Below are 22,213 nucleotides of genomic sequence, written 5' to 3'. Positions count from 1 at the left end.
ATGCGTCTGTTCTGTTACGAACGGTAGGCGCTCACGCCCTGCGGTTCTATCGTACGCGAGCCGATCACGATTGCCTCGTCGGGAATATCCGCAGAAAGCGTGTGCGTGCCCGGCCCATAGTTGAATACCCAGGTGAAGCCGCCACGCCGGCTCACGCGTATCGCGTCGCCGAGCGGCTGCGGCGTGATGCCCGCTTCGCGCGCCACACGCGCAAAGAGCGCCTGCGTGCTCGCCTCGTCGAACAGGCTGGCAAGGTAGTGGACCGTGCCGCTCTTCACGTAAGCGGGATGACCGTCACTGAACGTCGCGCGCACCTCCGGCACCGCCCATTCGTTTTCGCCGGCGATCGTCACCAAAGCGCCGAGTTCGATCAGATCGCGCCAGTGGCGCGCCTGGCCTTCGTGCGCGCCGTCCATGTCGAAACGCACCAGCTCGCTGATGTTGGGCCGCAGCGACTCCACGCGCCACACGCGCAGCGGCAGCAGTGCCGCCAGCGGCCCCGGCGGCAGGTTGGCGGGAATCTGCAGGTCGACGGTTTTCGAGCCTGTGCGCGGCCCGATCACCACTTGCGCGCCCGAGTTGGCGAGGCGCTGCGCGAAGTCGTCGGGGACGATAGGCAGCGGCGGCACGACCACGAGACGGTAACCGTCGAGCGGCGCGTGCACGGAAACGATATCTACGTCGAAGCCGAGCGCACGCAGCGCCGAGTAGTACTCCACAGCAAAGCGCGGATAGTGGAAATCCGCGCCCTGCGGGTGGATATCGAAGAGCCATTTGGCCTCGTAGTCGAGCACGAGCGCAACGGGCGTCTTCACGTCGAAGTCGCGGCCGCCCTTCGCCGCCGCGAGCACCGCCTCGATTTCCTCGGCCACGCGCGCGGCTTCCGCGCTGCCAAGGTCGGGACGGTTGTCGGGCGTATTCAGGCCGGCGTGCATCTGCTCCTGGGCGAACGGCGCCTGGCGCCAGCGGAAGTACGACACGCAGCCCGCACCATGCGCGAACGCTTCCCAGCTCCAGAGGCGCACCATGCCGGGCAGCGGCGCGGGGTTCCAGTGCGCCCAGTTCACGGGGCCGGGCTGCTGCTCCATGACCCAGAACGGCAGCTTCGACATGCCGCGATAGACGTCGTGATTGAACGAAGCGAAATCCGGATGACCGGTGCGCAGATAGCGCGCCTTGACCTCGGGCGCGAACCACTGCTGGTCGAGCGCGCCGAGCGGGTAACTGTCCCACGTCGCGACATCGAGATCGGCGGCGACCTTGTAGTGATCGAACTCCATGAAGAGCTGCATGAAGTTGTGCGCGATGGGCCGTCCCGGCGAATGCGCGCGCAGGATATCGACCTGCATGCGGTTGTAGCGCTGCACTTCGTCGGAGGCGAAGCGCTGGTAGTCGAGCCGGTGCGACGGATGCGCCTCGGTTACAGTGCCAACGGGCGCTTCGATTTCGTCGAAGCTGCGGTACTCCATGCTCCAGAACACGGTGCCCCAGGCGGTATTGAGTGCGTCGATGCTGCCGTAGCGCGCCTTGAGCCATTCGCGAAAGCGCTTCACGGCCGCGGGCGAATAGCTGACCACGGTTTGATGGCAACCGTACTCGTTGTCGGTTTGCCAGTAGGCAACGGCGGGATGCTGGCCATAACGCGCCGCAACCGCCTCGCAGATACGCCGCGAAGCCTCGTAATAAGCTGGCGACGAAAAATCGTAGTGGCGGCGCGAGCCGAACCCGCGCACGCGGCCATCGGCGCCAACGGGGAGAATGTCGGGATGCTGGTCGATCAGCCACTTGGGCGGCGTAGCAGTCGGCGTGCACATCACCACTTGCAGGCCGGCCGCGCCGAGCGTGTCGATGGCGCGATCGAGCCAGCCCCAGTCGAATTCACCGGGCGTGGGCTCGATGCGGCTCCACGCGAACTCGGCAATACGCACCTGCGCGATACCCAGCGCCTTCATGCGCGCGGCGTCGTCTTTCCACATGGCCTCCGGCCAGTGCTCGGGGTAGTAGCAAACTCCAAGACGCATCCCTGTGTCCTCGTTTGTTGTTTTCATGCAGGTTGATCGGCGGTCGCGAGCGGCGCGACGGCGATGCCGTCCTCCGCAAACAGATGGCAAGCGCTGGCGTTCGCGCGGAATTGCGCGGAGTCGCCGCTACTGAGCCGTGCATCGCCGGGCGCCTTGGCGACAAGCACCGCCCCGCCCGGCTGTTCGAGGTGCACGTAGCTATGTTCGCCAAGTTCTTCGACCAGCGTGATCGCGCGCGCAATCGTCAAGGCCTCCTGACCATTTACCGACGCGCGCGGCGCAACACCCTCCACCACCAGTTCGAGATGCTCCGGACGCACGCCGAACGTAACAGGCGCGCCCACAGCAAGCCGCGCGCCCTGCACCGGCACCCGCACCGTTTCGCCGCTTTCATCGAGCGTGATGCTCACGCCGTTCGTCTCGATCGCCGTCACGCGCGCTGGCAGAAAATTCATGCGCGGCGAACCGATGAAGCCCGCCACAAAGCGGCTCGCGGGCCGATGATAAAGCTCGAGCGGGGCGCCCACCTGGGCGATGCTGCCATATCGTTCGGTATCCTTACCGCTATGCAGAAGAACGATCTTGTCGGCGAGCGTCATCGCCTCGATCTGGTCGTGGGTCACGTACACCACGCTCGCCTGCTCGAACTGCCGATGCAGCCGAGCGATTTCGATACGCGTCTGGCCGCGCAAGGTGGCGTCGAGATTGGAAAGCGGCTCGTCGAAGAGAAACACACCGGGCTCGCGCACGATCGCACGGCCAATCGCCACGCGCTGCCGCTGCCCGCCCGAGAGCGCCTTGGGGTGACGCTCGAGCAACGCTTCGAGTTGAAGAATGCGCGCGGCTTCGCGCACCTTGCGATCGATTTCGGCCTTCGGCGTTTTCGCGAGCTTCAGGCCAAACGCCATGTTCTCGTACACCGTCATGTGCGGGAACAGCGCGTAGCTCTGGAACACCATGGCCACGCCGCGCTGCGCGGCGGGCACGTCGTTCACGAGCTTGCCGCCGATCGAAATATCGCCGTCGGTCACGTCTTCCAGGCCCGCGATCATGCGCAGCAGCGTGGACTTGCCGCAGCCCGAGGGGCCGAGGAATACACAGAACTCGTTCCTGCCGATCTCCAGATCGACGTTGCGAATCACCGGCGCATTCTCGCCGTATGCCTTCTGAACGCCGCGTAACGAAATGCTCGCCATCGTCCCGTCTCCATGTTCTAATCAGCACGACACGGAGATTAAGCGCTTAATCAGCAGGCCATAAAAAAGCGATCGCGTGTGCGATCTGGCTGCCTTGTCTCCGATATTCGTCTTGATTGTCGGGCCAATGTTGCAGTGCCCGTCACAATCATGCAAATGTTGAATCGCCTTCCCATATTTTGAGATCGCATGCCGACCCTGAACGAAGTCGCGCGCCGCGCCGGCGTCACGCCGGCCACCGTGTCGAACGTGTTGCGCGAGCGCGGGCGCGTGGGCGAAGCCACGCGACAACGGGTGCTCGAAGCGGTCGAGGCGCTCGGTTACCGCCCGCATTTGTCGGCGCGGGCGCTCGCCGAAGGGCGGCCGCCGACCATCGCGCTCATGGTGTCGAGCATCGCGAACCCGTTTTACCCGGAGTTCGCACTCGCCGTGGAGAATGCGCTGCGGCGCAGCGGGCGCTTTCTCATCATCTGCAATACGGACGGCGACCCGCAAACGGGCCGCGCCTACCTCGAACAGATCGCGGGCACGCTCTCGGCGGGCGTGCTCGTGATGAACGCCAATCTCGACTTTGCCGACCTGCGCGCCACCGTGCGGCGCGGCGCGCCGGTCGTGCTGTGCATGTGGGAGCGCCCGCTCGACCCGCCCGGCCTGCCGTGCGTGGCCGTGGATTTTCGGCGCGCGGGGGAGCTTGCCGCGCAGCATCTGCTGACGCTCGGGCATCGGCGCATCGGCGCAATTGTCGGCAGCAAGGTTTCCGGCATCCACGCGGCGCGCTATGACGGCTTCGTCGCGGCCATGCAGGCGGCCGGACTCGACGGTGCATGCGCGCCCGTGCGGTATGCGCCGGATACGACGCAAGGCGGCTACGCGGCCACGACCGAGCTGCTGGCGCGGCACCCCGACCTCACCGCAATCTTCGGGACCAACGACCTGCCCGCGCTCGGCGCGATGCAGGCCGCCGCCGATCTCGGCCTTAACGTGCCGCGCGAACTTTCGGTGGTTGGGATCACCGATATTCAGCTTGCGCGCGAGTCGCGGCCCGCGCTCACGACAGTTGCGGTCGCAACGATCGAGGCGGCGGAGCTGGCTGTCGAGTTGCTGACCGATCTGGTCGAAGCGCCCGATCCGGCCACCGGCGCGGCTGCACGCGTGTGTGTGGTTTCAGCGCCCCGGCTTGTCATACGGGCTTCCACGGCTGCGCCGCGAGCGAAAGGCTAACGAAAGAATACGAACAACAAACCGCACCCAGCGCAAAGAACCGATAAGCAAATTTAAGGTTCCGCGCCAACCATCCGTTAAACACGATGGCGCTGCACCTGTGCACCGTCACGAAAAAAACAATCGAAGATGGCTGGAGAATAACGAACGTGAAGCGAACAACGTTGAATCAGAAAGCCTGGAGCATCGTCGGGCTGCTGTGGATCTCGCTCGTCGTGATGGTGGTGGCCAACGCCTTCATGACGCGCTCGGGCATGGTGACGGACCGCAAGAACCTGGTGGAGCAGGAAACGCAAACCGCATTGGGCGCGGTCTCCTACTACCAGAAAGAAGCGGACGCCGGCCACATGAGCGCCGACGACGCGAAGCGCCTTGCCATCGCCACGCTGCGCGGCATGCGCTACGGCGACGACCAGAGCGGCTACTTCGGCATTTACGACAGCAACGCCATGGCGCTGCTCGTGCCGCCCAAGCCGGAGATGGAAGGCAAGAGCCAGGCGAACCTGACGGACCCGCGCGGCACGCACGTGGCGCAAGAGATCGTCAAAAGCTCGTCCGCGGGCGGCGACGGCTACAGCAGCTACTGGTGGCCGAAGCCGGGCAAAAGCGCGCCGGTCGAAAAGATTAGCTATTCCGTCCTCGTACCAGGCTGGGACTGGCACCTCTTCACCGGCATCTATACCGACGATATCGACGACGCCTTCCGCAGCGCGCTGATCAGCAATCTCGTGCTCGTGACGGTGATCGGCGCGGCCGTGACGCTCGGCCTCATGTGGCTCATCCGCACGATCCGGCATAGCCTTGGCGGCGAGCCGGAATATGCCTCGCAGATCTGCCAGCGCATTGCCGAAGGCGATCTCACGGCGCATGTGAATCTCGCGCCCGGCGACCAGCACAGCCTGCTCCACTCGATGCAGCAGATGCAGCGCCAACTGGTCGAAACCGTGCAGCGCATTCAGACGTCGGCCGAGTCGATCACGACAGGCGCCAAGGAAATCGCAGCGGGCAACCTGGACCTTTCCTCGCGTACCGAGGAACAAGCCGCCTCGCTCGAGGAAACGGCCGCCAGCATCGAAGAACTCACGACCACGGTCAAGCACAACACCGACAACGCGCGCCAGGGCAATACGCTCGCGGTGAACGCATCGGAAGTCGCCGCGCGCGGCGGCGAAGTCGTGCGCCGCGTGGTCGAAACGATGAACGAGATTTCGAGCAGCTCGCAGCGCGTGGAGCAGATCATCGGCGTGATCGACGGCATTGCCTTCCAGACCAACATCCTCGCGCTCAACGCGGCCGTGGAAGCGGCGCGCGCCGGCGATCAGGGCCGTGGCTTCGCCGTCGTGGCGGGCGAGGTGCGCAGCCTCGCGCAACGCAGCGCCACGGCCGCCAAGGAGATCAAGGATCTGATCGGGCAGTCGGTCTCGCAGGTGTCGGAAGGCACGAAACTCGTTGATGAAGCGGGTAAGACGATCGACGAGGTGGTGATTTCGGCGCGCCGCGTGGCCGACCTGATGGGCGAAATCGCAGCGGCTTCCGAGGAGCAGCACACCGGCATCGAGCAGGTGAACCGCGCCGTCGCGCAGATGGACGAAGTGACGCAGCAGAATGCGGCGCTCGTGGAGGAAGCATCGGCCGCGGCGCAGTCGATGGCGGCGCAGTCCAATGGGCTGCGCGATGTCGTGACGGTGTTCCGGGTCGGGGCGCAGGCTGAGCCGGCGGTCGCGTCGGCGGCTGTGTCAGCAGTGAGAGCGCCGGCTCAAAGCGCGCGTGCCGTGCGCCCGGCTGCACCGCCCAAGCGCCCTGCCCCGGCACGTGCGGCGAAGGCAGTGGACACCACGCCGGCGCCCAAGGCCGCGAACGCAGCGGCAAAGGCGGCAACGGCTGCCAGCCCCGCGACCACCGCATCCAACGAAACCGCAGACTGGGAAACGTTCTAAGCGTGGGTTGCGACGTCATCACGCAAGGTTAGCGCCCTCACCCGGCGCGCCTTGCGCGGCCCGCCACGCAGCAAACGTAATCAGCCCGGGCGCAAGACCCGGGTCGTCGATACGCGTCCAGCTCGCAAATGTATCGTCGAGTCCCGGCACCGGCTGCCGCGTCGCGAACTCCACGCGCGCCATGCCAGGCCGATACGCCTCGTTCGGCCAGAAGACCGGCATGATCCGGCGCGCCGCCATTTCCTCGCGCAACGCTTCGGGGCCGCCTTCGTCCGCCACGACATCGCATTGCGCCGCCCAGTCGTGACTATCCCACGCGAGAAACACACCGGCGTTGCCAAGCGCGTCGAACGTCAGCACCGCATTCTGCTCGGGCCGCCAGTAGTACTCGACAATACGCTCGCGCAGCGCGATTTCGTGCAGCACGTCGGCAATACGCCGGTTCGCGTAGATCGCGCCCACGCCATGCACGCCGATATGGCCGCGCCGCGCGCAGAACTTGCGCTTGGCATCTTCGATCGCGCCACGCAGCTTGCGGGTCATGGCGGGATCGGACTTCTTCACGTAGAAGTCGATCAGCCCCGCGTTGAACGCCTCAACCGCATGCGATTCGTCGGCCGTGGCCGTGAGCAGGATGCGCGTGCACGCGACGTCCTTCGCGGCGGCGAGGAATTCAACGCCGGTCATCTCCGGCATTTCGTAGTCCACGACGAGCGCGGCGATATCGCCAAAGCGCGCCGCGTCGGCCATCACGTCCTCGCCCAGCGCGTTGCCGCCGCGCTTCTCGAACTCCGACCAGGCAGCGCCCGCAGCGGGATTGCGGGCACTCTGCCGCGCTTCGTGCGAGGCGACGAAGGCCAGCGCTTGCGCCGCGTTCGTGAAGTAGCGGTCCGTGCCGGCGCCCGGAAAGAGGCCGCGCAACGCGTAGAGAAAGTCGGGACTGTCGTCGAGAAAAACGACGGAGACGGGATGAAAAACCGGCTGTCTGACGATGGAACTCATGCTGGATCTCGGTTAAGCACACTGCGCCTCTTGCGGCCTACTCGACACCAGGAGCCGCAACGCGAGGAAAACATGTCGATTATGAGGCGTGTCGCCTGGACACAGCAACCCGAAGCGCAACGGTGCGTTCAGCGCGGGCATGCGCAAACGTTATCGCACCCGGCGTGCATGGACCGGTTTGCTTATGTGAGGAGCACGGTATTGGATGAAGAGGAACACGAAGAGAATGGTGCATGCCTCCTTTTCTGCGGAGGCACGCGCGGCTGCCGCCTGCAGTCCCTATCTGGAGTTACTCTGATGTACGCACGCGAATCCATTCCCGCCGTCCTGTCCCGTGGCACCGCCGGATTCTCCGACGAAATCATGGAAGCTACGCCGACCAAAACGTTTCATCACGTCATCGATATCTACCTGAAGGACTCGAACGCGTTCATGAACACGTATTTCGCCCGCTATTTCGAATGGCAAGGCATTTGCCGCGAACGCTGGTTTCACGAGTGCATTCACAACAATCTGCTCGCCTCGGGCGGCGTGTTCGTCACCAAGCGGGCACACCAGGAGTACGTGCAGGAAACCTTTCCGTTCCAGCGCGTGGATTGCTACCTCAACACCTTCCAGGTGCGCCAGTGCTCCGCGTATCTCGTGTTCCGCTTCTGCGTGGACGGGCGGCCCGTTTCGCTCGGCTATCAGCAGATTCTCTTCGCCGGCACCGACAAGCGCATTCGCCGCTTTCCGCCCGGCATTATCGAGCGCGTGAAGGAATACGAACTGGTCCTTCCCTCGGGTTCGAACTAAGGGCGCTTTGAGCGCTTTGAACCCGGCTACATGAACTAGCCCGCGAAATCCTGCCCCGCCGGAAAACGGCGGGGTTTCGCCGGGGCGTCGTGCAGTGCGCGGTCGGCGCTCGTGCCGGGCTCGGGCAGGCGGATCGTGAAGGTGGTGTGGACATGCGGTTCGGACTCGCACGCTATCGTGCCGCCCAGCGCTTCGGCCACGCGGCGGCAGAATGTGAGGCCCATGCCAGCGCCGCGCCCGTGCGCCTTGGTCGAATAAAACGGATCGAACACGCGCGGCAAAATATCGGCGGGAATACCGCAGCCATTGTCGGTAAAGCGCAGCACGCAAAACCCCGCTTCGCTCGTCGCGCTGATCTCCACGCGGCCCAGGTAGTCGCTCACCTTGTCGCTTCGTTCGGCGATTTCCGCGTGAATCGCGAACAGCGCGTTCTTGAGCAGATTGAACAACACGAACACGACAAGCGAATCCGAGCCCGAGAAGCTCAGTTGCGCGTCGATAGGCGCCACCTCCACCATGTCGCGCTCGCCCGTGCGAAACGGAAAGCGCTCTAGCGCGGCGTTCACGCAGGAACGCACCGGGTAGGTCTCGAAGCTGCGCCGGTCGAGCCGGTCGAGCGTAAACGACGCCAGCGACATTTCAACGACCGTGCTCGTGCTGTCCACCTGGCGGCGTATCGACGTGGCAAGCGACGAAAGCCGCTCCGACTGCCCCGGATACAGTCCGTCCACGCATAACTGGTGCTGCACGGCCAACTGGTAACCCCGCATGAGTTCGGGCAGTACGTTGCCGATTTCCTCGGCGTGCATGCCGATGGCCGCGAGCGGCGTGGCGACCTCGTGCGCCACCGTGGCCGCGATGAGGTAAGGACGCATAAGGCCGTAACGCACGATCGTGACCGCGAGTATGCCAAGGCTGATCGCGATGAACACCGCGCCCACGGGATAAAACGCGAGACCGTAATTCACGGCGTAGTCGGTCGCGGCGATCGCGTACAGGCCGAGGCTCACGAAGCACAGGTCGAGCAGCTTGCGGCGGTCGTGCGCCTGGGTCTGGCGGCGCGCGGCGTAGAGCAGCCATGCGCTGCGGCACGCGAGCAGCACCGTCTGCGCCACATGCACGGGGTGCAGCATGCCGGCCTTCGGATACTTGCCGAAGAAGAACGTGCCGTAGCCGTCCACGACGGCATCGCTCGCCAGCAGCAGCACCGCGAGCAGCACGCTGAGCAGGTAGGAGGCGACCAGGAGCGGACGCTCGCCGCGCCGGGCGCTCACTTCGGTCACGAAGTGATAGAACGTGGTGGGCAGAAAGAGGATGAAGAAGTATCCGGCCTTGACGAGTACGGCCGAAAGATCGGGGTCGGACGTCTGGAACAGAAACGCCCAGGTGCCCTGCCAGAAGAACGTGGTCGCGCACATCAAGGCGAACGGCACCGAGAGGCGCGTGAAGCCCTCGGTCAGGAGCACGTAGACGCCGAATCCGAGAAAGAGTGCGGACACGAACGCTGGCAGGATCGAATACATAGTCTGTCGCGTGGGTTCTTGTTCTTACCAGCCTGGTTGTCGCGGCGCGTTGCCTGTTGCGTCCCCGTGCGCCCAATGTGCGATTCGCGGGCCGCATCTCGCAGCCCATTCGCTGCCCATGCATGACGCATGAAATGTGCGCCGATCGAATCGATTTTGCCGATTATCGCCGCTAATCCCGGGTTGCGGCGAAATTTTCCGGTTGGTGGCCTCGCCGCTATGCGCTGCGAATCCCCGATGGCCCAAATTCGGTCGAATTGGCAGAAAACCACGGTATCCGTCGATTGAGGACAACCCTGGCGCCGCCCAGAATAGAGGTCATCACCCACCCCGACGGAGCACCCTGATGACCTCGACCCTCGCCGATGTCGCGATCCCCGACAGCAAACTCGCCCGCGAAATTACCGAACTGGTGCGCGATACCGAATCGCCGCTGCTTTTCCATCATTCGAGCCGCGTCTATTACTTCGGCGCGCTGGCCGGCCGCCGGCTCGGCCTGAAGTTCGACCGCGAACTGCTTTATGCGGGCGCCATGTTTCATGACATGGGCCTCACGCACGCGCACAGCAGCGACCACGAACGCTTCGAGGTCGACGGTGCGAACGCCGCGCGCGACTTCCTGCGCGGCCACGGCATCTCGCAGCACGACATCGACCTCGTGTGGACCGCCATCGCGCTGCATACGACGCCGGGCATTCCCGAGCACATGCATCCGGTGATCGCGCTCGTCACGGCGGGCGTCGAAATGGACGTGCTCGGCATGGCCTACGACCGCTTCAGCGACACCGAGCGCGAGGCCGTGGTCCATGCGCACCCGCGCAGCGAGCACTTCAAGGAGGACATCATCCAGACCTTCTATGACGGCATCAAGCACAAGCCCGCCACCACCTTCGGCAACGTGAAGGCCGACGTGCTCGCCGACAAGGACCCGCATTTCCATGCCGGCAACTTCTGCAGCGTGATCCGTCATTCCGCCTGGGGCGGTTGAGCGCCGCACGGAGCGATCCGGGACGCCTGAGGCGGCGTGCGGCGCGTTTCGGACGCGCGATGCTATGCTCATCGCGGTGCCCGGAACCGCGCCGCCGGGCCAGCCTCAACGCGATGCGCGCGGTCAAACGCTGTCCCGGGGGCTTCATGCAGCAAACGCCAGGCCGCACGCGGCCGCACGGTTTTTCCAGCATGGTCATGAAACGCCCGCACCTCGTGGTGACGGTGTGCTTTCTCGCCGCCATGGCGCTGGTGAGCGGCGTGGGCCTGCGCCAGCTCTACCAGATGACGCGCAACGACCTGCATAGCCGCCAGCGCGACCTGGAGGTGCGGGCCGTGGGCGTGGACGCGCTGATCTCCGCAGAACGCCGGCGCCTGCTGTTCCTGCGCGACTACGCGGAACACGTGCTCGCCTCGCCGAGCCAGCAGCGCGCGGGCCTCCTGGATCCGGCGGTGCAGGCCGCGCTGCGCAACAGCGACAAGCTCGCATGGGAAGTCCCCGGCGCGATGGACGGGCCGCTCGTTTTCGGCACCAATGCGCAAGGGCTCGCGGGCATCGAGGGCTTTCACCGCGACGCCGCCACGCTGCCGGCCGACATCGTGCTCGCGCGCTCGATCAGCCCGCTGCTCGCGATCAGCCAGCACGCCGACGCAGTGCAAAGCACGGTTGCGTACATCTCGGCCAACGGCCTCTATGTGCTCTCACCCGAGCGCCCGGATGCGCCCGCGCGCGACCTGTTGCGGCGCTTCAGCACCATGCCCTACTACCACCTGCATCTCGCCGGCCGGAATCCGGCACGCGAGATCGTCTGGACTCCCATCTATACGGAAACCAAAAAAAGCGAAGCGATTTCCACGCTCAGCGCGCCCGTCTATGCCAATGGACGCTTTCGCGGCGCCGTCGTGATGGACGTCGCGCCCTCGCGCCTGCTTGCACTCCAGCTCGCCTCCGCCAACCTGACCGACGACGAGGAGCCTGCCGAGTTCGGCCTCCTGAACAAGAACGGCGACCTCGTCTATTTCGTCGATGGCAAGATCACCGCGCATCCTCCGGCGAACTTCGATCCGTATCTCATCGACATGGCGCGCGCGCAGGCGGCGGACTGGATGCAGCGCGGCCAGGGCTACGTCCAGCGAGGCGGCCGCTACCTGCTCTTCCAGCACGTGGGAGAGTCCCACTGGATGCTGCTCGCGAACACGGACGACTCGGAACTCACGCTCGCCGCGGCGCATCGCGTGTTCAGCAGCCCGCTGATCGTCGCGTGGCTGGCGATCGCCGTGCTGCTCGTGGGCACGCTCTTCATCGTCAAGAACATCTTCGGCCAGTACGTCCTCGCGAGTTCGAGGCTCGAAACGCTCGCGCGCAGCGATCCGCTCACCGGTCTCGCGAACCGGCGGCGCTTCCAGGAGGTTTTCGACGAGACGCTGGAGCGCTCCGCCCGCGAAGGCGGCGGCGAGGCGGCCGCGCCCATTGCGGCCATGCTGATGCTCGATATCGACTACTTCAAGCGCGTGAACGACCGCTTCGGCCATGCGGCGGGCGACCGCGTGCTCGTGATATTCGCAGACATCCTGCGCAAGAACCTGCGCAGCGCGGAAATGCCCGCGCGCGTGGGCGGCGAGGAATTCGCGGCGCTGCTGCCCGGTGCCGATCTCGCCACGGCTGCGGGCGTAGCCGAACGCATCCGCCTGGCGGTCGAAGCGCATGCGGCGGGCCTGGCGCATGCCTCCGGCGCGCCGGGCGAAGCAGCCGGCAACCTGGACCCGGATGCGATCGCGTTCACCGTTTCGATTGGCGTGGCGGCCAGTCCCGCCGACTGCGGCGCCCACTACGAAGCGCTCATGTCGGTCGCCGACCGGCGGCTCTACGCCGCGAAGGAAGGCGGCCGCAATCGCGTCGTTGCAGAGGATTCCCGATCGATCGATCCGGCGCAGGCTTGACGATTGCGCAGGCCGCCCCCATGCATCACGCATAAGCGGGAGCGCCGGCGGCCCTGCGATTGCGCGAGCGCACCGCGCAGCAGCGCGTCGCCGCCGTCGGAAAGACGCTACCATCGGCAACGGCGAACGTCGAAGGCCGCGCGTCGCCCTCGTTCGCGACGCCGGAGCCCGACCGTCCACCATGAGCAGCCGATTCACCGCCCTGACGACGTTCTGTGTCGTGGCGTTCGCCGTCCTGGCAACGCTCATGGCTGCGGTGTACGCGTCGGACGCCGTCGACGAACGCCAGAAGCGCGACCAGGTCGATGTCTTTTCGAACCGCGCTTTGCTGCGCGCAGAACTCGTGACGTCCGAGGCCGAGTCCGCGCTGCACCAGCTCATGCCTTACGGCAACGATCCCTGCACGAGCGATCACCTGCAGCGGCTGCGCCATGTCGAGGAACAGTTCCGCTACATTCGCGAAGTCGCCTGGACCGATGGCGCGCGGCTGCGCTGCAGCTCCCAGAGCGGCGACGTCGATACCGCCTTGCCGCCACCTGAATGGACCTACGCCAACGGCTTCACCGCCTGGCATAGCGAAGTCGGCAAGCGCGGCAACGAGCGGCGCATGCTCAACGTGCGGCTGGGCAATCACGTCGTGGTGATCGATCCGCGCTTCTACCTCGACATCGTGCCGCTCGACGACACCATCCAGCTGGCCGTGCTCGAAACGCAGGACGGCGGCATCATTTCAAGCTGGGCAGACGCCGACTATACCCTCGTACGCGCAGCGCTCAAGCGCACCACCCGCAGCCAGTATTTCGAGGGACGCTACTACGTCGTCGAGCGCTCGAGCCGCTTTCCCATTGTGGTGATCGCGTACGAACCCGAGGACCGCATGCGCCGCGACCTGCCCGCGCAATTCCGGACGCTGCTGCTGCCGGCGCTTATCCTGAGCGTATTGGGCACGTGGCTCGTCATGCACTGGCGCCGCAAGCTGCGCACGCCGCGCAACGCGATACTGGAAGGCATCCGGCGGCGCCAGTTCGTCGCGTGGCTGCAGCCGCTCGTCTCGCTCGAAAGCGGGCGCTGCGTCGGCGCCGAAGCGCTCGTGCGCTGGAAGCTCGAAGACGGCTCCATCGTCGCGCCGGACACGTTCATCCCCATGGCGGAATCACTCGGTCTCGTCGAGCCCATCACCGACCAGGTCGTGCGCTCCGTGTTCGAGGGCGTGGGCGCCGTGCTGGCCCGGCGCCGCGATCTGCACGTCTCGCTGAACCTTGCCGGCAAGGATCTCGCGGGCACACGCGTGCTCGACGTGCTCAAGCCGAGCCTCGCGAAATATGCGGTGCACCCCGAGCAGATCTGGTTCGAAGCAATCGAGCGCACGCTCATCGACACCGCCGGCTCCGCGCCCGTTCTCGAAGCGTTTCGCGCGGCCGGGCACCGCATCTTCATCGACGATTTCGGCACGGGATATTCGAGCCTGTCGTATCTGCAGGAACTGCCGGTGGATGGCATCAAGATCGACCGCTCGTTCATCCGCTCACTCGGGGGCGGCGAGGAAATGAACAAGATCGTGCCGCACGTGATCGACATGGCGCGCAGCCTCGACCTGCTGATGGTCGCCGAGGGTGTGGAAACCGAGCCGCAAGCGCAGTATCTGCGCGAGCACGGTGTGCAGTTTGCGCAAGGCTGGCTCTACGCGAAGGCCATGCCCGCCGACGAATTCCTGCGCTATCTGGATCATGAAGCGGCGCGCACGCGCAAGGCGTGAGGGCGGCGCACGCTCAGACGAGCGGACCCGGCGACAGGGTGTGCCGTAACCCGCCGGGCAGGTGTGCAAACTCCGAACTGCAACGCGCCGCAGCGGCCTTGCTGAGCACGGCGCTGTCGTAGCCGCGGCCGGCAAAACGCACGACATCGACGAGACTAAAGCCTTGCGCGCGATAGAACGCGATGAGGTGGGCGGCGGGAAACGGCGTGTCAAGCGCGAGCTGCGTGTAGCCGCGCGCGGCCGCCCAACGTCCCGCGAATGCGAGCAGCGCACGGCCGATGCCGCGACTTTGCCACTTGGGCTCGATGCCGAACTGATGGACCGAGGCCACGCCGCGCAAGCGATAATGTTCGCACTGCGAATGGCTGTCGTGGCCTTCCACCGTGAGCGTGCCGACGATCCTGCCGTGGCAGACGGCAACGAAGCAGTCTCCCGCCAGCGCGCGTTCACGCGTGAGGCTCGCCGCCTGATCGGCGCACGAGCAGTGCAATCCCAGCGAGGCGAGCCGCGAGAACGCGCGATGCAGCAAACGCGTGAGCGCTTCCCACGAGTCGTGGCGCGGATCGAAGCGCCTCAGCACGAGCCGGCCGAAGCCAGGCTGCACAGAGGTGAACGGCTCTTCCCGGCGCTGGATTGCACGCGAGATCGACATGGCGTCTCCTGTCGTTTCGATGCATCCAGTCTAGGGATTGGCCGGAGGGGTCACAAGAAAAAATGTCGTAAAAACCGGGGCGATACGCGTGAATGCCGTGGTGTACGAGCGTTAGCCTTGCGCGGCCATGCGCTCCACCACGGCGAGCACGATGCGCCTTGCCGAGTCGATATGCGCCACCGTCAAGGCACGCGCGCTGCGCGCGTTGCGTGCGAGGCACGCTTCGAGGATCGCCTCGTGTTCGTGCTGAAACGAGGGCGTATCGGCAAGCAGCGTATTCTGCAGCCGCTCGTAACGCTCCACCTGCGCGCGCAATTCGCGGATCGCCGCCAGTTGACGGGCGTTGCCGCATGCGCCGTAAAGCAGTTCGTGAAACTCGCGGTTGAGCTCGCCCTGCTTCTGCGTGGCGCCCGCTTCGCCAAGCAGCCGGTGCACGAGTTCCGCGCGTGCGAGCGTTTCATCGTCGATGCGCTTGATGCTGTGAAAAATCGCATCGCCTTCGAGCAGCGCGCGCAAGCCATAGATCTCCTCCACGTCTTGCGCCGTGAGCATGCGCACGACCGCGCCGCGATTGCGGAAAATCTCGACGAGGCCCTCGCGCGCGAGCCGCTGGATGGCTTCGCGCAACGGAATGCGGCTCACCTCGAAACGCTCCGCGAGATCGCGCTCGACGAGGCGCTCGCCGCCGCCTAACTCGCCGCTGACGATCAGATCGCGCAAACCGGACGCCACCGCGTCCGCCGTGGAATCGAATCTTGTTTCCATGTATGTCTGGCCGGTTCCAGCCGGGTTCCCGTTTAGGTCATTTCGGCATAATGGTATACCAAAATGCCGAATGGGATCATAATGACGTACCCTTTTTCGATGCAAAACGGAGAGTCAGCATGGCGCATGGCGAACATACCTATCGCGTTTCGGTGCAATGGACAGGCAATCGCGGCAGCGGCACCTCGGGTTATCGTGACTACGACCGCGATCACGTGATCCGCGCGAGCGGCAAGCCGGACATTCCGGGCTCGTCGGATCCGGCCTTTCGCGGCGACGCCGCGCGCTGGAATCCCGAGGATCTGCTCGTGGCTTCGGCTTCGGCGTGCCACAAACTCTGGTATCTGCATCTGTGCGCCGAGGCGGGTATCGCGGTGCTCGCCTATGAAGACGACGCCGAGGGCACGATGGCCGATACGCCGCAGCGCGGCGCCTTCACGAAGATCGTGCTGCGCCCGCGCGTGACGATCCGCGCGAGCGACAACCGCAGCCTCGCGGAGCGGTTGCATCATGCCGCGCACGAGCAGTGCTATATCGCCAATTCGGTGAACTTCCCCATTCTCTGCGAGCCCGCCATCGAACTGGCGGCATAGGCGCTGGCAATCGCCTGAGGCGGCGCGGCCAGCCGTGCCGCCTCCCAAGCGGGCCCTCATAAAGGTCTCGATCGCGACGGATCGCTCGAGCGGCGGATACCGTCCCGGCGCACGATTGCCCTGCCGAAGCCGCCCCATATAAATCGTATGCGATTTAATCTTATGCGCTTGACACGGTGAAACTTCTCGTCCATTATGCATCGCATGCGATTCGATCTTACGCGACGCATAACACCAAACCGCTGATTTTATTAAGGAAAGCATCATGGCAACGATCGACAAAGTGCTGTTCTCGGGCAACACCCACACCACCGTCAATCACGACCCCGCGGCACAACGCGGCGAATTCGGCGTGGTCGACCTCGCCCTCACGTCCTCAAGCGGCGAAACGCTCGACATCGTCGGCACCGAACCGCATCCGCGCGCCGAACAGCTGTTCGCGGGCGCGTGGTCCGCCTGCTACATCTCCGCACTCGGCATCGCGGCCTCGCTGAAGAAGGTCACCTTGCCGGCCAACGCCGCGGTGGACATCCAGGTCGATATCGGCCAGACCGGCGCCGCCTGGTTCCTCGGCGCGCACTTCACGGTCACGCTGCCGGGCGTCGAGCAAAACGTGGCGGAGGCCATCGCGCGCAGCGCCCATCAAATCTGCCCGTACTCGAAGGCCGTGCACGGCAACATCGACGTGAACCTGAAGGTCGTGACCGCGTGAGCGGCAAACGCAATGAACACGTTCACCCCAACCCACTGAACTTCCCTTAGCGAGACACCATCATGAAAACCCGACTCATCGCCACGCTTCTCGTCGTCCTCTCGGCTAGTGCAGCCGCCCCCGCATTCGCCAGCGGCTACGGTCCGGCCCCGGCTTATCGTCCCGAAGTCGGCGCGCCGGCCTCGCAACGCGGCCAGAGCGTGCAAACGCTCGCCGCAGAGCGCGTCGAAGGCGGCAACGCAGCCGCGTACGGCGGCATGGCCGATGTCGCCTCGGACGCGGGCAGCCGCGTCTCGATGGAGCGAAACAGCCTTTTCGCCCACCATTGATTGCGCCACCGCGTTGTGGCTGTTTCGCCGGGTATCGCAATGGCGATGGACGGCGAAACCGGTGTCGGCCTACGATATAATCGCAAGCGATTTATTCACGTTTGCGAGCCATTGAGGCCTTCGTCTGAAGAGGATGACCATGAAATCGACGGATCACGCGGCGCCGGGCGCCAAGCCCGCGCCGCTCGCAGACTATCTTTGCTTCGCCGTGTACTCGACCAATCTGGCCTTCGGCAAGGCGTACAAGCCGATCCTGGACGAACTCGGGCTGACCTATCCGCAGTACATCGCGATCATCGCGCTCTGGGAGCAGGACAACCAGACGGTGAGCGGCCTGGGTGAGAAGCTGTTTCTCGAATCCAACACCCTCACGCCCATGTTGAAAAAGCTCGAAGCGATGGGATATGTGCAACGGCGGCGCGATCCGGAAGATGAGCGCCAGGTGCGTGTGAACCTGACCGCCAGCGGACGCAAGCTGCGCGAAAAGAGCTTGAAGATCGCGGATCTCACCGAAGCAACCGGACTGGGTCCCGACGACTTCATGAAGCTGCAGAAGGCGATCGTGGCCCTGCGTGCCAATCTGATTCGTTCACTCGACACCGAATAGCCGCCGCACCGGCGCGCGGAGTTTTTGCAGGCCGGTTTCTGGCACGAATAGTTAGGAATACGACGCATACCTTGGTTGCCGAGGTGGATGCGCACGCCTGATGTTTCCTGCCCACCACGGTACACCCACTCTATCAGGAACTAGTATGCCAAACGATCTTCATCCCGCCCCGCTTTCGCGCCGGCGTTTCATCGGCGCGGCCGCCACGCTGGCTGCAGGTGTCGCAATCAGCCGGTTCGCTTTCGCAGAATCGAAGCCGGCGGCAAGCGGAATTACGCAGATCGCCGCCGGCGATCCGTCTTCCATTCGCCCGCTTCGCGTGCAGATTCCGGAAGCAGCGCTGACCGATCTGCGGCGCCGTATCGTCGCGACGCAATGGCCGGAGCGCGAAACCGTCGACGATGCTTCGCAAGGCGTGCAGCTCGCCACCATGCAAAGGCTCGCCAGTTACTGGGCCAACGACTACAACTGGCGCAAAGTGGAAGCGAGACTCAACGCATTGCCGCAATACGTCACGGAAATCGACGGGCTCGACATTCACTTCATCCATGTGCGCTCGAAGCACGAGAACGCGCTGCCGATCATCGTCACACACGGCTGGCCTGGCTCGATCATCGAGCAGTTGAAGATCATCGAACCGTTCACCAATCCGACCGCTCATGGTGGAAGTGCGTCCGATGCATTCCATGTCGTCATTCCTTCGCTTCCTGGCTACGGCTTTTCAGGCAAGCCAACGAAGACCGGCTGGGACCCCCAGCGCGTTGCTCGCGCCTGGGCTGTGCTGATGGACCGGCTCGGCTACCAGCGCTATGCAGCACAGGGCGGCGACTGGGGCAATGCCGTGACAGAACAGCTGGCGCTGCTCAAGCCTGCGGGACTCGTCGGCATTCACACCAACATGCCCGCGACCGTGCCCGACGCCATCGCCAAATCGCTCAAGGACGGCACGCCGCCCCCTGCCGGACTTTCGCCGGAGGAACAGCACGCGTACGACCAGCTCGATGACTTCTACAAGCATGGCCTGGGCTACGCGCTCGAAATGGCGAACCGCCCGCAAACGCTCTACGGCGTCCAGGATTCGCCAGTGGGCCTCGCGGCATGGATGCTCGACCACGATGCCCGCGGTCAGGCGCTGATCGCGCGCGTGTTCCAGGGCCAGCCCGAAGGCCTGACGAAGGATGATGTGCTCGACAACGTCACGCTCTATTGGTTGACGAAGACGGCGGTGTCCTCCGCGCGCCTGTATTGGGAAAACAAGCTCAACTTTTTCGAGCCCAAGCATGTGGAGCTGCCCGTTGGCGTGAGCGTCTTCCCGGACGAAATCTACGCCGCGCCAAGGAGCTGGACGGAACGCGCCTACCCCAAGCTGATTCACTACAACCGTCTTCCGAAAGGCGGCCATTTCGCAGCGTGGGAGCAGCCCGCCGCGTTCACGGAGGAAGTTCGCGCAACATTCAGGACGCTGCGCCAGCCGGCGTGACGAACCAGCGCACGCGTGAGCTTTCGGGAGTCCGGCGACTTTATCAAGGACTCCGAACGCTCACGCCGCCACCAGCTGCATGCGCCGCAAGCACCGTGTGTCGGACCGCCACATGCACGCAATCCGTTCCCAAATACTGCTCAGCTTGCGCGATCAGCCCGGCTCAACGGGAAAAACGGCGCATATTCCAGCGCTTTTCCACGAATCGAAGCGCTCGCGCTTCGTGGAAAATACCGGTCATAGTCAGATTTGCGGCTATTTCAAACGTGCGCCCGCAGGCGCAAGCCAAACTTCGATGTCAAAAAAAGAAAGGTGATTGTCTTGTTTGCCCGCATTTTCCTGTTATGGATTGCGTCGTTGATGCTGGTGCAGGCCGGTTTTCGATATCTCGATGTGGATTCGCCGTTGAGTTTCGGCGAGACGGCATTCGATCCGTCTTCCCCGTCGGCCGCCGCCCAGCAGCAGGAAGCCGAACTGCAACTGGAACTGGCCGCGCAAGGCGCGAGCGTCCAGGGGATTGCCCCGTTGGTGTCCATCAGACCGGCAGCCGTCGACCTCGGGGCCCACGTGGCGCCTCATCTGCGCGATGCGATCTGGGCACCGCATGCAGGGGCGTCATCGAACGACGCTTATCTGCGCGAAGCCTGTTCGTCCGGCGTCACGTGCCTGAAGACGGTCACCCGCTGGGTCGATGTGCGATTGGCGGCGCACATGGTGGTGCTCTGCGTTGTTCTGCTTGCGCTGCGTGCCTGGTGGCTACGAACGGTACGCCACGACCTGCTCGCCATGATTGCCACCCTGCGCAGCGCGGCGAGCGGCACCGAGCCACCACCCGCGCGCGTGGACACCCCGCGCAATCTGCATGGCCTCGCCCGCGCAATCGGCGATCTGCTGTGCCGCCGCAGCGGTACGGTCGAAGACCAGTCGGCCATGTTCGCCGCTTTCCTGCGGCAGATCGAATCGCGGGTTGCGCGCTTGCGCGCTTATGCCATGAACGTCACGCGCTGGAATCTGCGCGTGGCCCTCGTCGAGGACATCGATCTCTTTCAGGATCTCGCGCGGCAGTTCGTCGACACGGCCGGCCAGGGCGGCGCGAATCATGCGCCAGTGAACGTGGACGCGTATCTAAAGGATCGATTCGTGTACGGCGCGAACGCGGACGCGAGCATCGTGCTGCGGCTGGACGCCGGCGAGGCGTTCGCGCTGCCGCGCGCAGCGCTCGGGCGGCTCGTCGACAATCTCGTCGGCAACGCGCAGGCGCACGGCAAACCGCCCATCGAAATCTGCACGGCGCGAGGGCCGCGCACGTGGACCTTGAGCGTGCGGGATCACGGCGAAGGCACCGGCGCGAGCCTGCCCGAGGGCGGTACGCTGGCGTCGCCGGCGCTCGCCTCGCGCGCGGCAAGCCTCGGGCTCGATTCGCACTGGGGCATGGGGCTGTCGATCGTCCGACGCCTTGCGCGCCTGTGCAATGCGAAGCTCAAGATCGGCAATCATCCCGAGGGCGGCCTCTGGGTGCGCATGATCGTGCCGATGGAGAAAACCCGTCAAGCCTGACGGGAGTCCCCTCGCCTCAAGCGCCGAGCAGCACGCCGCTGCGTATCGGCCGCGTGCCCGTCACGCGGCCGAGCGGCGCGCCGGCCGTGACGAAGCGAATCGCCCTTCGCATATAGAACACGCCTTCCGCCGTACTCTTCACCGTCACCGTCTCACCCGTCATCGGGTCGACGATATCGAAGAGCGGGTCGTTTTCGCGTATCCAGTCGCCGATCTTCGCGCGGTGCACGAGAATGCCGCTGCGCGGCGCATAGAATTGCGCGCTGCCGGCGAGCGGCGTGGCCGGCATCAGCAGCTCAGGCAGCGGTTTCACATCGCCGCCGACGAGCGCGCCGCGCCAGCGCAGGTAATCGATCAGCGCATCGGCGTCCTGCTGCGCGCTTTCCCACGACACGTCGCGCTGGCCGCGGCACTCGATCGTCACCGCAGTGGGACCGGCCGGCACAGGCTGCGTGGCTGGCATCTGTTGACGCAGTTGCCACCACAGCAGGCTATGCGCCTCGTCGAAAGCCTGTGCGCCGGAGTCGGTCGCCAGCAACTGCGCGCGCGAGCCGAGGTAGCGGGCGAGCGGCTCGACATCGGGCCAGCCGGCCTCGCTCGTGTACACGTGCATAACGGCTTCGAGCGAGCAATGCAGGTCGATGATGAGATCGGCGTCGTACGAAAGCTTCAGGAGCGCCAACTGGAGCGAATCGAATTCCGTGAGCGGCGCCTGCGCGTCCAGCGCTTCGCGCATCAGTTGCCGGATCAGCTCGCGGTTGCGATCGACGTCCGCGCCGAGCGTCTCTTTCGCGCGTGCGAGCAGCTTGGGAAACGCGTGGAAATGGCGGTTGAAGTTCTTGCCGCTCGCAAGGTCGAAGCGGCCGATGAACTGGCCAAGCACGTGCTGATTCAAGCCTACGGGATTGGCGAGCGGCACGAGCACCACTTGCGCGGCGAACGCGCCTTGCGCCTCGAGTTCAGCCAGTTGCGCGCGCAACAACACCGCCGTCAGCATGGCGGGCGTTTCGTCGGCGTGAAGCGACGCCTGGATGTAGATTTTCTGGCGCGCGTCGGCGGGGCCGAAATGGAAACTGGTCAGTTCGCGGTGCGTGCCCGGCGTGGCGCTCAAAAGCGGAATCGATTGCTGGTTCATGGGT

20 protein-coding genes are annotated in these 22,213 nt (G+C 64.9%); 13 read left to right on the top strand and 7 right to left on the bottom strand.

All coding sequences use genetic code 11. From position 1 onward, the window contains the following. Nucleotides 1–14 precede the first annotated feature (14 nt). Both FAZ97_RS34515 and FAZ97_RS34510 read right to left on the bottom strand, forming a co-directional pair. A complete protein-coding gene (locus tag FAZ97_RS34515; protein ID WP_158763213.1) occupies nucleotides 15–2,021 on the bottom strand; it encodes a beta-galactosidase in 2,007 nt (668 codons plus the stop codon). A gap of 23 nt (nucleotides 2,022–2,044) precedes the next feature. Beyond that, nucleotides 2,045–3,217, bottom strand: coding sequence for an ABC transporter ATP-binding protein (locus FAZ97_RS34510; RefSeq protein WP_158763212.1), 1,173 nt, complete (start codon nucleotides 3,215–3,217; stop codon nucleotides 2,045–2,047). Nucleotides 3,218–3,406: 189 nt separating this feature from the next. On the opposite strand from FAZ97_RS34510, the gene FAZ97_RS34505 reads away from it, so the two are divergent. Both FAZ97_RS34505 and FAZ97_RS35750 read left to right on the top strand, forming a co-directional pair. Further along, entirely contained in the window at nucleotides 3,407–4,438 is a 1,032-nt protein-coding gene (locus tag FAZ97_RS34505; RefSeq protein ID WP_158763211.1) for a LacI family DNA-binding transcriptional regulator, read from the top strand. Between the two features lie 164 nt (nucleotides 4,439–4,602). Next, a complete protein-coding gene (locus tag FAZ97_RS35750; RefSeq protein ID WP_325073258.1) occupies nucleotides 4,603–6,375 on the top strand; it encodes a methyl-accepting chemotaxis protein in 1,773 nt (590 codons plus the stop codon). Between the two features lie 18 nt (nucleotides 6,376–6,393). Here the strand turns inward: FAZ97_RS35750 and FAZ97_RS34495 are convergent, their stop codons facing one another. Continuing rightward, nucleotides 6,394–7,377 carry a response regulator gene (locus FAZ97_RS34495; RefSeq protein WP_158763209.1) on the bottom strand — a complete coding sequence of 328 codons (984 nt, stop codon included), beginning with the start codon at nucleotides 7,375–7,377 and terminating at the stop codon, nucleotides 6,394–6,396. 297 nt (nucleotides 7,378–7,674) lie between these two features. Between FAZ97_RS34495 and FAZ97_RS34490 the strand changes: the two genes are divergently transcribed. After that, entirely contained in the window at nucleotides 7,675–8,172 is a 498-nt protein-coding gene (locus FAZ97_RS34490) for an acyl-CoA thioesterase (protein WP_069265858.1), read from the top strand. Between the two features lie 35 nt (nucleotides 8,173–8,207). On the opposite strand, the gene FAZ97_RS34485 is transcribed toward FAZ97_RS34490, so the two are convergent. Further along, on the bottom strand, nucleotides 8,208–9,695 hold the full coding sequence (locus FAZ97_RS34485; RefSeq protein ID WP_158763208.1) for a sensor histidine kinase: 1,488 nt from the start codon (nucleotides 9,693–9,695) through the stop codon (nucleotides 8,208–8,210). A 346-nt stretch (nucleotides 9,696–10,041) separates the two neighbouring features. Between FAZ97_RS34485 and FAZ97_RS34480 the strand changes: the two genes are divergently transcribed. The 3 genes from FAZ97_RS34480 to FAZ97_RS34470 all read left to right on the top strand — a co-directional run bounded on the left by FAZ97_RS34480 (nucleotide 10,042) and on the right by FAZ97_RS34470 (nucleotide 14,379). Next, nucleotides 10,042–10,683, top strand: coding sequence for an HD domain-containing protein (locus tag FAZ97_RS34480; protein ID WP_158763207.1), 642 nt, complete (start codon nucleotides 10,042–10,044; stop codon nucleotides 10,681–10,683). A gap of 197 nt (nucleotides 10,684–10,880) precedes the next feature. Then, complete coding sequence (locus FAZ97_RS34475) at nucleotides 10,881–12,623, top strand: diguanylate cyclase (protein ID WP_158763206.1); 1,743 nt, start codon at nucleotides 10,881–10,883, stop codon at nucleotides 12,621–12,623. Nucleotides 12,624–12,804: 181 nt separating this feature from the next. Beyond that, nucleotides 12,805–14,379: an EAL domain-containing protein gene (locus tag FAZ97_RS34470; RefSeq protein ID WP_158763205.1), complete on the top strand. Its 1,575-nt coding sequence runs from the start codon at nucleotides 12,805–12,807 to the stop codon at nucleotides 14,377–14,379. A 13-nt stretch (nucleotides 14,380–14,392) separates the two neighbouring features. On the opposite strand, the gene FAZ97_RS34465 is transcribed toward FAZ97_RS34470, so the two are convergent. Further along, the gene (locus FAZ97_RS34465) at nucleotides 14,393–15,031 is read right to left on the bottom strand and encodes a GNAT family N-acetyltransferase (RefSeq protein WP_158763204.1); all 639 of its coding nucleotides are present in this window, start codon (nucleotides 15,029–15,031) and stop codon (nucleotides 14,393–14,395) included. Nucleotides 15,032–15,142: 111 nt separating this feature from the next. Continuing rightward, entirely contained in the window at nucleotides 15,143–15,796 is a 654-nt protein-coding gene (locus FAZ97_RS34460; protein WP_158763203.1) for a GntR family transcriptional regulator, read from the bottom strand. A 119-nt stretch (nucleotides 15,797–15,915) separates the two neighbouring features. Between FAZ97_RS34460 and FAZ97_RS34455 the strand changes: the two genes are divergently transcribed. From FAZ97_RS34455 to FAZ97_RS34425, 7 genes are all read left to right on the top strand, one after another. Beyond that, nucleotides 15,916–16,389, top strand: a complete 474-nt coding sequence (locus FAZ97_RS34455; RefSeq protein ID WP_158763202.1) for an OsmC family protein — start codon at nucleotides 15,916–15,918, stop codon at nucleotides 16,387–16,389. 265 nt (nucleotides 16,390–16,654) lie between these two features. After that, on the top strand, nucleotides 16,655–17,101 hold the full coding sequence (locus tag FAZ97_RS34450; RefSeq protein ID WP_158763201.1) for an Ohr family peroxiredoxin: 447 nt from the start codon (nucleotides 16,655–16,657) through the stop codon (nucleotides 17,099–17,101). 62 nt (nucleotides 17,102–17,163) lie between these two features. Further along, the gene (locus FAZ97_RS34445) at nucleotides 17,164–17,430 is read left to right on the top strand and encodes a hypothetical protein (RefSeq protein ID WP_158763200.1); all 267 of its coding nucleotides are present in this window, start codon (nucleotides 17,164–17,166) and stop codon (nucleotides 17,428–17,430) included. A 139-nt stretch (nucleotides 17,431–17,569) separates the two neighbouring features. Continuing rightward, entirely contained in the window at nucleotides 17,570–18,037 is a 468-nt protein-coding gene (locus FAZ97_RS34440) for a MarR family winged helix-turn-helix transcriptional regulator (RefSeq protein ID WP_158763199.1), read from the top strand. 145 nt (nucleotides 18,038–18,182) lie between these two features. After that, nucleotides 18,183–19,517 (top strand): epoxide hydrolase family protein, encoded by a 1,335-nt coding sequence (locus tag FAZ97_RS34435; protein ID WP_158763198.1) that lies wholly within the window; start codon nucleotides 18,183–18,185, stop codon nucleotides 19,515–19,517. A gap of 112 nt (nucleotides 19,518–19,629) precedes the next feature. Next, complete coding sequence (locus FAZ97_RS34430; RefSeq protein ID WP_158763197.1) at nucleotides 19,630–19,833, top strand: hypothetical protein; 204 nt, start codon at nucleotides 19,630–19,632, stop codon at nucleotides 19,831–19,833. 5 nt (nucleotides 19,834–19,838) lie between these two features. After that, nucleotides 19,839–21,074, top strand: a complete 1,236-nt coding sequence (locus tag FAZ97_RS34425; RefSeq protein WP_158763196.1) for a sensor histidine kinase — start codon at nucleotides 19,839–19,841, stop codon at nucleotides 21,072–21,074. A 16-nt stretch (nucleotides 21,075–21,090) separates the two neighbouring features. Here the strand turns inward: FAZ97_RS34425 and FAZ97_RS34420 are convergent, their stop codons facing one another. After that, nucleotides 21,091–22,209 (bottom strand): succinylglutamate desuccinylase/aspartoacylase family protein, encoded by a 1,119-nt coding sequence (locus FAZ97_RS34420; protein WP_158763195.1) that lies wholly within the window; start codon nucleotides 22,207–22,209, stop codon nucleotides 21,091–21,093. Between the last annotated feature and the right edge of the window lie 4 nt (nucleotides 22,210–22,213).

This window comes from Paraburkholderia acidiphila (assembly GCF_009789655.1).
Taxonomy (GTDB): domain Bacteria; phylum Pseudomonadota; class Gammaproteobacteria; order Burkholderiales; family Burkholderiaceae; genus Paraburkholderia; species Paraburkholderia acidiphila.
The sequence above is the reverse complement of the archived record's forward strand: the minus strand, read 5'-3'. Positions and strand labels throughout refer to the sequence as shown.

Excerpts from the sequence above, each read along its gene's own strand:
- FAZ97_RS34460 (WP_158763203.1), bottom strand. The coding sequence starts at position 15,796 with ATGGAAACAAGATTCGATTCCACGGCGGACGCGGTGGCGTCCGGTTTG.
- FAZ97_RS34510 (WP_158763212.1), bottom strand. The coding sequence starts at position 3,217 with ATGGCGAGCATTTCGTTACGCGGCGTTCAGAAGGCATACGGCGAGAAT.
- FAZ97_RS34490 (WP_069265858.1), top strand. The coding sequence starts at position 7,675 with ATGTACGCACGCGAATCCATTCCCGCCGTCCTGTCCCGTGGCACCGCC.
- FAZ97_RS34505 (WP_158763211.1), top strand. The coding sequence starts at position 3,407 with ATGCCGACCCTGAACGAAGTCGCGCGCCGCGCCGGCGTCACGCCGGCC.
- FAZ97_RS34455 (WP_158763202.1), top strand. The coding sequence starts at position 15,916 with ATGGCGCATGGCGAACATACCTATCGCGTTTCGGTGCAATGGACAGGC.
- FAZ97_RS34430 (WP_158763197.1), top strand. The coding sequence starts at position 19,630 with ATGCACGCAATCCGTTCCCAAATACTGCTCAGCTTGCGCGATCAGCCC.
- FAZ97_RS34465 (WP_158763204.1), bottom strand. The coding sequence starts at position 15,031 with ATGTCGATCTCGCGTGCAATCCAGCGCCGGGAAGAGCCGTTCACCTCT.
- FAZ97_RS34450 (WP_158763201.1), top strand. The coding sequence starts at position 16,655 with ATGGCAACGATCGACAAAGTGCTGTTCTCGGGCAACACCCACACCACC.
- FAZ97_RS34445 (WP_158763200.1), top strand. The coding sequence starts at position 17,164 with ATGAAAACCCGACTCATCGCCACGCTTCTCGTCGTCCTCTCGGCTAGT.
- FAZ97_RS34515 (WP_158763213.1), bottom strand. The coding sequence starts at position 2,021 with ATGCGTCTTGGAGTTTGCTACTACCCCGAGCACTGGCCGGAGGCCATG.
- FAZ97_RS34485 (WP_158763208.1), bottom strand. The coding sequence starts at position 9,695 with ATGTATTCGATCCTGCCAGCGTTCGTGTCCGCACTCTTTCTCGGATTC.
- FAZ97_RS34470 (WP_158763205.1), top strand. The coding sequence starts at position 12,805 with ATGAGCAGCCGATTCACCGCCCTGACGACGTTCTGTGTCGTGGCGTTC.
- FAZ97_RS34475 (WP_158763206.1), top strand. The coding sequence starts at position 10,881 with ATGAAACGCCCGCACCTCGTGGTGACGGTGTGCTTTCTCGCCGCCATG.
- FAZ97_RS34440 (WP_158763199.1), top strand. The coding sequence starts at position 17,570 with ATGAAATCGACGGATCACGCGGCGCCGGGCGCCAAGCCCGCGCCGCTC.
- FAZ97_RS34480 (WP_158763207.1), top strand. The coding sequence starts at position 10,042 with ATGACCTCGACCCTCGCCGATGTCGCGATCCCCGACAGCAAACTCGCC.
- FAZ97_RS34420 (WP_158763195.1), bottom strand. The coding sequence starts at position 22,209 with ATGAACCAGCAATCGATTCCGCTTTTGAGCGCCACGCCGGGCACGCAC.
- FAZ97_RS34435 (WP_158763198.1), top strand. The coding sequence starts at position 18,183 with ATGCCAAACGATCTTCATCCCGCCCCGCTTTCGCGCCGGCGTTTCATC.
- FAZ97_RS34495 (WP_158763209.1), bottom strand. The coding sequence starts at position 7,377 with ATGAGTTCCATCGTCAGACAGCCGGTTTTTCATCCCGTCTCCGTCGTT.